Raw genomic sequence first — 11,007 nt, 5'->3', positions numbered from 1 at the left:
CGGGTCCGGGTCCGGGACCGGGTCCGGGCGGGGTGATCGACTCCCCGGGGCCGATGTAGGGGGGTCCGGGCCGGCCGATCCCGCTGTTTCGCCCCCGTTGAGTCGATCAGTACGGTGGCGGCGGACAATCCGGTGGCGGGGCGTCGCTCCCGCGCCCGATGATGGGCCGGTGATCGAGACGTACCCGGTGCAGGAGCCTGTCCGCGCCAGCACCACCGCGCGCCGACAGCAGGCCCATCCGGGGCGCGGCTCGGCCCGCCACCGCTCGTCGTGACCGCCGCCTTCCTGGCCGGGCTGGTGGCCGGCTACGGAGTCGCCGTCCCGGTCGGTGCGATCGCGGTGCTCATCCTCGGGCTCAGCGCCCGTACCTCGTTGCGGGTCGGTGCGGCTGCCGCGTTCGGCGTCGCCACCGCAGACGGGCTCTACGCCGCCGTGGCGGTACTCGGCGGCGCGGCGGTGGCCGCCGTGGTCGCCCCGGTAGCCGGGCCGCTGCGGGTGGCGGCGGCGGTGGTGCTGCTGGTGCTCGCCGTCCACGGCGGCTGGCGGACCTGGCGCTCCCGACCGCCGTCGGGCGGGTCGGGGTCGGCTGGACCGGAGCCGCGCGATCCGGGATCGGGTGGGTTCAAGCCGGGTGGGCTGGAGTCGGGCGGGTCGGAGCCGGGGCAGTCGGGTCGGGGCGGTCCCGGGCCGGAGTCGGGCGGGTCGGAGCCGGTTCGGGGGATGAACACGCCGGGGCGCGCGTTCGTCGGGGTGTTGGCGCTGACTCTGCTCAACCCGGCCACGGTGGTCTACTTCACGGCGCTGGTCCTCGGCCGTGCCGACGCGGCGCGGGCGGCACCGGCAGCCGCCGCGCTGTTCGTCCTCGGGGTCTTCGTCGCCTCGGCGAGCTGGCAGTTGCTGATCGCCGGGAGCGGCACCCTGGTCGGCCGGGTGCTGGCCGGCCCGCGTGGTCGACTGGTGACCGGCCTGCTGTCCAGCCTGATCATCGCCGCCCTCGCGGTCGCCATGCTGGTCGTGCGGTGAACGGCCCCCACACCGGCCGCGTCGTTCCCGCCGGCCCCGACGGCGTCCGCCCGCCGGGCTGCCGTCGTGCGGTGGGTCGTCCACCGGGCCGCCGTCCGGCGTGCCGTACGGTCGGGTGATGAGCAGCCGACCCGCGGCCGGTGGCGGCCGGTGGATCGAGGTCGATCCGACCCGCGTCGCCCGCTGGGTGGCGGGTTTCGCCGACCGGCACGGCCCGCCCGTCGCCTCCCCGCAGGGGTACGGCCTGCTGCTCACCGCCGCCGACGGGGCGACCGCCGAGCTGCACCTCCCGCCGGGCGGCGGCACCGGGGCGGCGGCCGGGCAGGTCGACGACGTGCCGGGGTTCGTCGACGCCGCCGTCGCGCCCCGCCGGCTCGGGCTGCTGCTGGCCCGCAAGGGCGCGGTGGCGGTCGGCGTGGCGCTCGGCACCGAGCTGCTGGTCTCCAAGGTGGACACCCGGTACGTGCAGGGCCGCACCGCCGCCGGGGGCTGGTCGCAGCAGCGGTTCGCCCGGCGGCGGGACAACCAGGCCAGGGCGGCCCTGGGCGACGCGGCGGAACTGGCCGTACGGCTGCTGCTGCCGGAGGCGGCGACGCTGGCGGCGGTGGTCTGCGGCGGTGACCGGCGGGCCGTCGACACGGTCCTGGCCGACCGGCGGTTGGCCCCGCTCGCCGGGCTGCGGGCCGATCGGCTGCTCGACGTGCCCGAGCCACGGCACGCGGTGCTGGTCGGCGCGATCACCGCTGCCCGCGCGGTGCACCTCCTGGTCCGCGACCCCGCCTGACACCGGGCCACCCGCCCCCGGGAACGACGGCGGCGGCCGGGGGGCGTGCGCCCCGCCGACCGCCGCGACCTGCCGACCGGTGTCGGTCAGAGGCTGCCGCCGAAGGTGTCGCAGGACTTCGGGTCACCGGTGGTGTAGCCCTTGGTGAACCACTGCTTGCGCTGCTCGGAGGAGCCGTGGGTGAACTCCTCCGGGTTGACCGGGCGGTTGGCCCGCTTGGAGATGGCGTCGTCGCCGATCTTCTCGGCGGTGTCGATCGCCTGCGCGATGTCCTGCTCGGTGATGCTCTTGAAGATCTTCTGCCCCTGCTCGTCGGCGGTGCCGGTGGCGTTCTTGGCCCACGCGCCGGCGTAGCAGTCGGCCTGGAGTTCCAGCTTGACCGAGAGCGCGTTGGCGCTGCCCGGGTCCCGCTGCTGCTGGCGGCGCATCTGCGCCTCGGTGCCGAGCAGGTCCTGCACGTGGTGGCCGTACTCGTGGGCCAGCACGTACGGCTGGGCGAACTCACCCTCGGCACCGAGCTGGTCGGCGAGGGTCTGGTAGAAGGTCAGGTCGATGTAGACCAGGTCGTCGGCGGGGCAGTAGAACGGCCCGACGCCGGAGTCGGCCTGGCCGCAGCCGGTGTTGACGCCCTGGCTGAAGAAGACCGTCTTGGACGGCTGGTACTGCTGGCCGAACCGCTCGGGCAGGGCGGTGCGCCAGTACGCCTGGATCGAGTTGACGTAGAGGGTGTTGCGGCAGTCCAGTTGCTTGAGCGCGTCGTCGGCGGAGCACTTCTGGGTGAGTTCCGTGTTGTCGCCGGTCTCGGACCCGCCGCCGGTCATGGCGTTCAGCCCGAAACCGCCGCCCACCAGGGCCACCAGCACGGCGATGATCAGCCCGACGATGCCGCCGCGTCCGCCGCCGCCCGGGATCGGGATCGGGATGCCCCCGCCACCCCCACCGGACCCTCGCCGGTCGTCCACCTGGCCGGTGTCGATCCGCGCGTTCTCGTTCAGCTCCATGTTGACCCCGATCACCGATTCGTCACGTCTGAGGGTTGCGGTACCGGACCGGGTCCGGACGGCGTTTTCGGTACCCGATGATCTTGTACGGTAATCCGGGCGGTGCGCGTCGGGCCGCCCGGTACACTTGTCGGGTGCTGCGCTGCGAAGGCTGAACCGCCCCGCGCCGACGGGAACCACTGACCCGCCGGCGCTTTCGCGTGCCCTGAGTCAGCCCTTCCAGACCCCCCGAGAGCGAGTACCGGAAATGATCAGTGTCACCGGCCTGGAACTGCGCGCCGGCTCCCGGATCCTCCTGTCCGACACCACCCTGCGGGTGCAGCCCGGTGACCGGATCGGACTGGTCGGTCGCAACGGCGCCGGTAAGACCACGACCCTCAAGGTACTGGCCGGCGAGGGGCAGCCGTACGCCGGGCAGATCGACAGGCGCAGCGCCATCGGCTACCTGCCGCAGGACCCGCGTACCGGCGACCTGGAGGTCACCGGCCGGGACAGGGTGCTCTCCGCCCGGGGGCTGGACGTGCTGATGGCCCAGATGAAGGAGATCGAGCAGCAACTCGCCGACGGCGTCGACGACAAGCTCGTCCGCCGCTACGGCGCGCTGGAGGACCAGTTCGCCTCGCTGGGCGGGTACGCCGCCGAGGCCGAGGCCGCCCGGATCTGCGCCAACCTGGGGCTGCCCGACCGGGCTCTCGCGCAGACCATCGGCACCCTCTCCGGTGGTCAGCGACGCCGCATCGAACTGGCCCGCATCCTGTTCCGCGACGCGGGGGAGAACGGCGGCGGCATCCTGCTGCTCGACGAGCCCACCAACCACCTCGACGCCGACTCGATCACCTGGCTGCGCGGCTTCCTCGCCAACCACAAGGGTGGGCTGATCGTGATCTCCCACGACGGTTCGCTGCTGGAGTCGGTGGTCAACAAGGTCTGGTTCCTCGACGCCACCCGATCCGTGGTCGACGTCTACAACCTGGGCTGGAAGGCGTACCTGGCGGCGCGGGAGACCGACGAGCGTCGTCGCCGCCGGGAACGGGCCAACGCCGAGAAGAAGGCCGGCGCGCTGATGGCGCAGGCGGACAAGATGCGGGCCAAGGCCACCAAGACCGTCGCCGCGCAGAACATGGCCCGCCGGGCCGAGAAGCTGATCTCCGGCCTGGAGGAGGTACGGGTCTCCGACAAGGTGGCGAAGGTCCGGTTCCCCAACCCCGCGCCCTGCGGCAAGACCCCACTGACCGCGACCGGCCTGTCCAAGTCGTACGGCTCGCTGGAGATCTTCACCGACGTGAACGTCGCGGTGGACCGTGGCTCCCGGGTGGCGATCCTCGGGCTCAACGGCGCCGGCAAGACCACGCTGCTGCGGATGCTCGGCGGCCTGCTCCCGCCGGACACCGGCGAGGTGCACGCCGGGCACGGCCTGCGGCTGGGCTACTACGCCCAGGAGCACGAGACGCTGGACGTGGAACGCACGGTGCTGGAGAACATGCGGGCGGCGGCGATCGAGCAGTCCGACACCGACCTCCGCAAGATCCTCGGTGCCTTCCTGTTCTCCGGCGAGGACGTGAACAAGCCCGCCGGGGTGCTCTCCGGTGGCGAGAAGACCCGGCTCGCCCTGTCGACCCTGGTCTGCTCCGGCGCGAACGTGCTGTTGCTGGACGAGCCGACGAACAACCTCGACCCGGTCAGCCGTGAGCAGGTGCTCGACGCCATCGCCAACTACCCCGGCGCGATCGTGCTGGTCACCCACGACCCGGGCGCGGTGCTCGCGCTCAAGCCCGACCGGGCCATCCTGCTCCCCGACGGCGACGAGGACGCCTGGAGCGACGACCTCCTGGAACTGGTCGAGCTGGCCTGATCCGGCCCCGACCCCGCCCGCGACGGCCGGCGGGGTCGGCTGCCCGGCCAACGGCCCGTGGTCGGTCCGGGCGTTGGTCAGCGGGCGAGGTCGGCCAGCCGGCCGAGGACGCCCGAGCCGACCAGGATCACCAGGCCGATGGCGACGAAGACGACCGGGACCAGCCAGTGCCCGGCCCGGCCGACCAGGTGGACCACCCGGGGGTGCCCGCCGAGCAGCGCGGCGGCACCGCACCAGACGGCGACCAGGAGCGCGAAGACCAGCAGGTAGACCAGTCCGGTGGCCGGGTCGAGGGCGCGGAACACCGGGACGTAGACGGCGATGTTGTCGGCGCCGTTGGCGACCGTCACCCCGGCGACCCCGAGCAGTCCGCCGACCACGGCCGGCGGCGAGTCGTCGTCGGTGCGGGCCAGCAGCGCCCGGACCCCGAGCGCGACCGGCAGCAGCCCGAGCAGGCCGGTCCACGGATCGGGCACCACCAGCAGGCCGGCGGCGACCACCAGGGCGGCCGCGACGAGGCTGGCGATGCCCAGGTACTGACCGGTGACGATCTGCCACGGGCGGGGTCGTCCCGTACCGCGGGCGGCCACGAAGAGTACGGTCAGCACCACGATGTCGTCGAGGTTGGTGGCGGCGAAGACGGCCGCCGCGCCGCTCACGTCGCCCAGCAGGTCGGTCACGACCGGCAGGCTACGGGCCGCCGACCAGGGCCGCCAGGGCGCGCTAGCAGCCGTCGACCGAGTGCAGGGTCACTCTATCGGGTTGACGACACTGCATAGCGTGTCGGTTGGCGAAGAGTTGATATCTGGCGCATGATCGTTCGAGACGGTCTAATAGGTGGGACCGTATCGAACCGCACAGTCTGGGACGTGAGGAATCAGCATGGCAGCCACTGGCACAGCCACCAGCACTGAGAAGGGTCGCCGGATCGTCGGAGCCGAGCGTCAGACGCTCGCCAAGGACCTGGTAAAGCGGTACACCGGCGGGGAGAGCATCCGCGCGCTCGCCGCCTCGACCGGGCGATCCTACGGGTTCATCCACCGTGTGCTCACCGAGTCCGGTGTGCAGCTGCGGCAGCGCGGCGGCGCCCGGCGTCGCAAGAAGGCGTGACCCGCCCACCAGCGTCGTCCGTCAGCACGCCCCGGGCGGTCCGGTGACCGCCGAGACGACCGGGGTGCTACTGCACTGCGACGGGCCGGTCGCGACGGTCACGTTGTGCCGGCCCGACGTGCTCAACGCCCAGACTCCGGCGATGTGGCGCGCGATGAGCGACTTCTCCCGGGACCTGCCGGGCGACGTGCGCGTCGTGGTGGTACGCGGCGAGGGGCGGTCGTTCTCCGCCGGCCTCGACCTGTCGGTGGCCGGTGCCCAGGGGCCGGGTTCCTTCGCCGAGCTGTCCACCCTGCCCGAGCAGGAGTGCGCCGACCGGATCGCCGGTTACCAGCAGGGCTTCACCTGGCTGCACCGCCCCGACGTGATCTCGGTGGCCGCCGTACAGGGTCATGCCATCGGCGCGGGCTTCCAGCTCGCGCTCGCCTGCGACCTGCGGGTCCTCGCCGAGGACGCCAAGCTGTCGATGGCCGAGGTCACCCTCGGTCTGGTCCCCGACCTGGCCGGCACGAAGCGGCTGGTCGAGCTGGTCGGCTACGCCCGCGCCCTGGAGCTGTGCGCCACCGGCCGGCGGATGGACGCCGCAGAGGCCGACCGGATCGGCCTGGCCAACCTGGTGGTGCCGAACGCCGAGCTGGACGCGGCGGTCGGTGACCTCACCGCCGGCCTGCTCGCCGGCAACCGGGACGCGGTGGTGGAGATCAAGGCGCTGCTCGCCGGCGCCGCCGGCCGCTCCCACACCGAGCAGCAGTGGGCCGAGCGTGAGGCGCAGACCCGCCGGCTGCGTGACCTGGCCGGCCGGGGCGAGTAGCCGGCCGGCGGTCGGTAAGGACTGCCCGGGAAGAGCCGGGTTACCGCCGAGGTTGTCGTAGGCGTGGGGAGAATCGACCCCGACGGTGCGTGCCGCCACGACACGGAGGTGACCGATGTCCAACCCGATGACGGGCGGCAACATGGCCGGCTGGAGCATGCTCCGGTCGATCCGCCACGGCGACGAGGTCTCCGCCCACCGCCTCAAGCGCGGCACCGCCAAGCGGATCATGGCGTTCGCCCACCCCTACCGGCGGGACATCGTCATCTTCCTGGTGACCGTGGTGATCGCCGCCGTGATCGGGGTGGCCACCCCGGTGCTCGCCGGGCACGTGATCAACGCGATCAGCCGCGGCGGGCCGGAGGCCGGTGCCACGGTCGTGCGGTTCGCCCTGGTCATCGGCGGGCTGGCCGTCGCCGACGCGATCTTCTCCCTGGTCCAACGCTGGTACTCGGCCCGCATCGGCGAGGGCATCATCCTCGACCTGCGCACCAGGGTCTACGACCACGTGCAGCGGATGCCGTTGCAGTTCTTCACCCGCACCCAGACCGGGGCCCTGGTCAGCCGGCTCAACAACGACGTGATGGGTGCCCAGCGGGCGTTCACCTCCACCCTGTCCGGGGTGGTGAGCAACGTCATCCAGCTGGTGCTCACCGCGGGGGTGATGTTCACCCTCTCCTGGCAGATCACCACGCTCTCGCTGATCCTGCTGCCGATCTTCGTGATCCCCGCCCGGCGGGTGGGCCGGCGGCTGGCCGAGATCACCCGGGAGTCGTACAACCTCGACGCCAAGATGAACGCCACCATGACCGAGCGGTTCGGGGTGGCCGGGGCGCTGCTGGTCAAGCTGTTCGGCTCGCCCGGCGTGGAGGCGGGTCGGTTCGCCGCGCGGGCCGAGCGGGTCCGCGACATCGGCATCCAGTCGGCGATGTACTCACGCACCTTCTTCGTGGCGATGCTGCTGGTCGCCTCGCTGGCCCAGGCGCTCACCTACGGGCTCGGCGGCTGGCTGGCGGTCACCGGCGCGGTCAGCGCCGGCACCGTGGTCACGCTCGCCCTGCTGCTCACCCGCCTCTACGGTCCGCTGACCGCGCTGTCCAACGTCCGGGTCGACGTGATGAGCGCGCTGGTCTCGTTCGACCGGGTCTTCGAGGTGCTCGACCTGCGCCCCGGCATCGAGGAGAAGCCCGACGCGGTGCCGGTGCCCGCCGGTGCCGGGCGGGTCGAGTTCCGCGACGTCCGGTTCCGCTACCCGGCCGCCGCCGACGTCTCGCTGGCGTCGCTGGAGGAGGTCGCCACCCTCGACCGGACGGCCGGCGAGCCGGTGCTCAAGGGGGTGTCCTTCCGGGTCGAGCCGGGGCAGATGGTGGCCCTGGTCGGGCCGTCGGGGGCCGGCAAGTCGACCCTGTCCATGCTGATCTCCCGGATCTACGACGTCACCGACGGCGAGGTGCGGGTCGGTGGGGTCGACGTCCGGGACGCCACCCTCGCCTCGCTGCGCGACGAGATCGGCGTGGTCACCCAGGACTCCCACCTGTTCCACGAGACGATCGCCGAGAACCTGCGGTACGCCAAGCCGGACGCCACCGACGACGAGATCTGGGCGGCGCTGGCCGGCGCCCAGGTGGCCGATCTGGTGCGCGCCCTGCCCGACGGGTTGGACACGACCGTCGGTGAGCGCGGCTACCGCTTCTCCGGTGGGGAGAAACAACGCATCGCCATCGCCCGACTGCTGCTCAAGGCCCCGTCGAGCGTGATCCTCGACGAGGCCACCGCCCACCTCGACTCGGAGAGCGAGGCGGCCGTGCAGCGTGCGCTGGCCGTGGCGCTGACCGGGCGGACGGCGCTGGTGATCGCGCACCGGCTCTCCACGGTCCGCGACGCCGACCAGATCCTCGTCCTCGACGACGGCCGGATCGTCGAGCGGGGCCGGCACGACGAGCTGGTCGCGGTGGGTGGGCTCTACGCCGAGCTGTACCGCACCCAGTTCGCGGTCGCCGAGTCGCCCACGCCGTACCCGGATGCCGTCGAGCCGGCCGAGCCGATCGTCACCACCGTGCCCATGGGCACCTACGTCGCCCAGGAGGCGCGACCTCCGGCTGTGGCCAACTGACACGTCCCCGGTCAGGGGGCGGCCGGCGGTGTCCGTGCGGACCGCCGGGTGGTGGGCGCCGGTCGGCGGCGTGTCGTCGCCGGCGATACGGGATCAGGCCGGGGGGAGCGGCCCCGACCTGGTCCCCATTCTGACGCAATTCCCACGCCGGGCGCCGGAGGGCGCGGGTCACCGGCTGGTTGAGCCGATGGCCGTCAATTCGGTGCCCGTTTCGTCATGCCACGCGTACAACTCAGAAGTAGATCGTGCGGGCCTTCGTGTACGTCGTGTACTGGTTGCCCGGGTAGAAGGTGGAACCGGACACCGTGACCTCGATGTTGGTGAATCCATAGGCGGAGACGAGGTCGCCGGTGAAGGTCTCGCAGTTCTGGTAGTAGACGGTGTGCGCGGCGCTGGCGGTGCCGCCCTTGATGGTCACCTGGGAACTCGGGTAGGTGCTCTGCCCGCACAGCGTCACCGAGTAGGTTGCCTGGTTGCTGCCCGTACCCGTGATGGTTCCGGTGGCGGTGCCGAGGGACTGGCTGTTGTTGTAGCCACCCTTGACCGAGACGGTGAACGGTGAGGTGCCCGCCTGGGCGCTGACCGCGGGCAACACGGCCACCGCGGCGGCCCCGGCGGCGCCCGCAGCCAGCAGGCGGACGAAGCGGGAAGAACGGACTTGTGGCATAACTGCTCCCGACGTGATGGGAAATGCGTTAACGGCGTGTAGCCGATTGCGGTTCCAATGTTAGACCAACGTGAACTCGAAAGCACGCACGAAATAAATATACGTCAATTGCAGTGGGACCCGTCGTTCGCAATTTATTGCCTTGATGTCGGCATTTACACGACACATCGTGAACGCGCGACGCGGCCTACCGTGAGTGCGGGGACGGTGGTGGTCAGCCGGCGGGGGAGGGCGGCTGGCCGGTCACCGCGGCGCGCAGCTCGCCGAAGGCGTCCCCCAGGGTCTGCGGGGTGAAGTGGGCGTTCAGGCCGCTCGGGTTGGGCAGCACCCACAGCCGCGCGCCGGCCAGCGGTTCCGGCTGCGGGCCGAAGCCGGCCCGGGGCCGGGCGAACCCGATCCGGTAGGCGGTCACCCCGACCACGGCCACCCAGGTCGGCCGGTAGCGGGTCACCTTGTCGGTCAGTGTCCGCGCGCCCGCCAGCAGTTCCGCCGGGGTCAGCTCGTCGGCCCGGGCGCTGGCCCGCGCCACCATGTTGGTGATGCCCAGGCCGAACCCGGGCAGCATGTCCTGCTCGCTCGGGTGCAGTTGGCGTGGGGTGAAGCCGCCCCGGTGCAGGGCCGGCCAGAAGCGGTTGCCCGGCCGGGCGAAGTGCCAACCGGTGGCCGCCGACCACAGGCCCGGGTTGATCCCGACGAAGAGCACCGTCAGCCCGGGGCCGATCACGTCCGGGATGGTGCGGTCCGCCGCCGCGGCCAGTTCCGCCCGGTCCGGCCCCCGCACCGGTCCGGAGGTGGTGCGGGCCGGCTCGGGGGTGGCGGCAGGGCCGGCCGAGCGGCGTCGCGGGGTCACAGGCTGCGCAGCGCGCCGCCGTCGACCGGCACGCTGACCCCGGTGACGTAGCCGGCGGCGGGGGAGAGCAGGAACGCGGCGACCCGCCCGAACTCGGCCGGATCGCCGATGCGGCGCAGCGGGATGCCGGCCTCCGCGGCGGCGCGGGCCGTCTCGTCGTCGCCGAGCAGTTCCCGGTTGCGGTCGGTCAGGAAGCGTCCGGGCAGCAGGCCCAGCACCCGTACGCCGCGCGGGCCGTGCTCGTCGGCCAGGTCCTTGGCCACCCCGGCGAGGCCGGGCCGCAGCCCGTTGGAGATGCCGAGACCGGTGATCGGGGTACGGGCCGAGGTGGACAGCACCAGCCCGATCGCGCCCCCCTCGGTGAGCGCGGCGGCCACCGTCCGGGCCGTCCGCACGGTGCCCAGGAAGACCGTCTCGAAGGACTCCCGCCACTGCGCGTCGCTGACCTGGGCGGCGGTGCCGGCAGGTGGCCCACCCACCGAGACGAGCGCCCCGTCGAGCCGGCCGAAGTGTTCCCGGGCGGCGATCACCAGCCGCTCGGGCAGGCTCGGGTCGGCCAGGTCGGCGACGAGGCCGATGGCGTGCCCGGGCCCACCCAGCAGGTCGACCGCCCCGGCGACCCGCTCCGGCGTCCGGGCCGACAGGACCACCCGCGCCCCGTCGGCGACCAGGCACCGTGCGGTCGCGAAGCCGAGCCCCCGGGACGCGCCGGTCAACACGTACACCCGATCGGTGAGTCCGAGATCCATGCCGCCGATCCTGCCGTATCCGGCGGTGGCCGGCGCGGCGGCCCGGT

The 11,007-nt window shown here is 72.8% G+C and carries 11 protein-coding genes; 6 read left to right on the top strand and 5 right to left on the bottom strand.

Annotated features, from left to right (window positions below; all coding sequences use genetic code 11):
* Nucleotides 1-270 precede the first annotated feature (270 nt).
* Both ACOJTC_RS27235 and ACOJTC_RS27230 read left to right on the top strand, forming a co-directional pair.
* The gene (locus tag ACOJTC_RS27235) at nt 271-1,023 is read left to right on the top strand and encodes a LysE family transporter (protein ID WP_420119023.1); all 753 of its coding nucleotides are present in this window, start codon (nt 271-273) and stop codon (nt 1,021-1,023) included.
* A 118-nt stretch (nt 1,024-1,141) separates the two neighbouring features.
* Nucleotides 1,142-1,807, top strand: a complete 666-nt coding sequence (locus ACOJTC_RS27230) for an acVLRF1 family peptidyl-tRNA hydrolase (RefSeq protein ID WP_420119022.1) — start codon at nt 1,142-1,144, stop codon at nt 1,805-1,807.
* Nucleotides 1,808-1,893: 86 nt separating this feature from the next.
* On the opposite strand, the gene ACOJTC_RS27225 is transcribed toward ACOJTC_RS27230, so the two are convergent.
* Complete coding sequence (locus tag ACOJTC_RS27225; RefSeq protein ID WP_357932017.1) at nt 1,894-2,808, bottom strand: neutral zinc metallopeptidase; 915 nt, start codon at nt 2,806-2,808, stop codon at nt 1,894-1,896.
* A 247-nt stretch (nt 2,809-3,055) separates the two neighbouring features.
* On the opposite strand from ACOJTC_RS27225, the gene ACOJTC_RS27220 reads away from it, so the two are divergent.
* Nucleotides 3,056-4,660, top strand: a complete 1,605-nt coding sequence (locus ACOJTC_RS27220; protein ID WP_204926107.1) for an ABC-F family ATP-binding cassette domain-containing protein — start codon at nt 3,056-3,058, stop codon at nt 4,658-4,660.
* Between the two features lie 77 nt (nt 4,661-4,737).
* Here the strand turns inward: ACOJTC_RS27220 and ACOJTC_RS27215 are convergent, their stop codons facing one another.
* Nucleotides 4,738-5,340: a cadmium resistance transporter gene (locus ACOJTC_RS27215; RefSeq protein ID WP_420119021.1), complete on the bottom strand. Its 603-nt coding sequence runs from the start codon at nt 5,338-5,340 to the stop codon at nt 4,738-4,740.
* A 202-nt stretch (nt 5,341-5,542) separates the two neighbouring features.
* Between ACOJTC_RS27215 and ACOJTC_RS27210 the strand changes: the two genes are divergently transcribed.
* From ACOJTC_RS27210 to ACOJTC_RS27200, 3 genes are all read left to right on the top strand, one after another.
* Complete coding sequence (locus tag ACOJTC_RS27210; protein WP_007072022.1) at nt 5,543-5,770, top strand: helix-turn-helix domain-containing protein; 228 nt, start codon at nt 5,543-5,545, stop codon at nt 5,768-5,770.
* A 43-nt stretch (nt 5,771-5,813) separates the two neighbouring features.
* Complete coding sequence (locus ACOJTC_RS27205; protein WP_420119020.1) at nt 5,814-6,581, top strand: enoyl-CoA hydratase/isomerase family protein; 768 nt, start codon at nt 5,814-5,816, stop codon at nt 6,579-6,581.
* A 127-nt stretch (nt 6,582-6,708) separates the two neighbouring features.
* Complete coding sequence (locus tag ACOJTC_RS27200) at nt 6,709-8,694, top strand: ABC transporter ATP-binding protein (RefSeq protein ID WP_420119024.1); 1,986 nt, start codon at nt 6,709-6,711, stop codon at nt 8,692-8,694.
* A 232-nt stretch (nt 8,695-8,926) separates the two neighbouring features.
* Here ACOJTC_RS27200 and ACOJTC_RS27195 read toward each other — a convergent pair whose 3' ends face one another.
* The 3 genes from ACOJTC_RS27195 to ACOJTC_RS27185 form a co-directional block, all read right to left on the bottom strand.
* Nucleotides 8,927-9,361 carry a hypothetical protein gene (locus ACOJTC_RS27195; RefSeq protein WP_420119019.1) on the bottom strand — a complete coding sequence of 145 codons (435 nt, stop codon included), beginning with the start codon at nt 9,359-9,361 and terminating at the stop codon, nt 8,927-8,929.
* Between the two features lie 214 nt (nt 9,362-9,575).
* Nucleotides 9,576-10,211 (bottom strand): G/U mismatch-specific DNA glycosylase, encoded by a 636-nt coding sequence (mug, locus tag ACOJTC_RS27190; RefSeq protein WP_420119018.1) that lies wholly within the window; start codon nt 10,209-10,211, stop codon nt 9,576-9,578.
* Complete coding sequence (locus tag ACOJTC_RS27185; RefSeq protein ID WP_377684696.1) at nt 10,208-10,960, bottom strand: SDR family oxidoreductase; 753 nt, start codon at nt 10,958-10,960, stop codon at nt 10,208-10,210. The genes mug and ACOJTC_RS27185 overlap by 4 nt, the downstream gene beginning before the upstream one ends.
* Between the last annotated feature and the right edge of the window lie 47 nt (nt 10,961-11,007).

This window comes from Micromonospora sp. (genome assembly GCF_048594385.1).
In the GTDB taxonomy this organism is placed as follows: Bacteria; Actinomycetota; Actinomycetes; order Mycobacteriales; family Micromonosporaceae; genus Micromonospora; species Micromonospora wenchangensis.
Note: the sequence above shows the minus strand (reverse complement) of the source record. Positions and strands in the feature narration are given on the sequence as shown.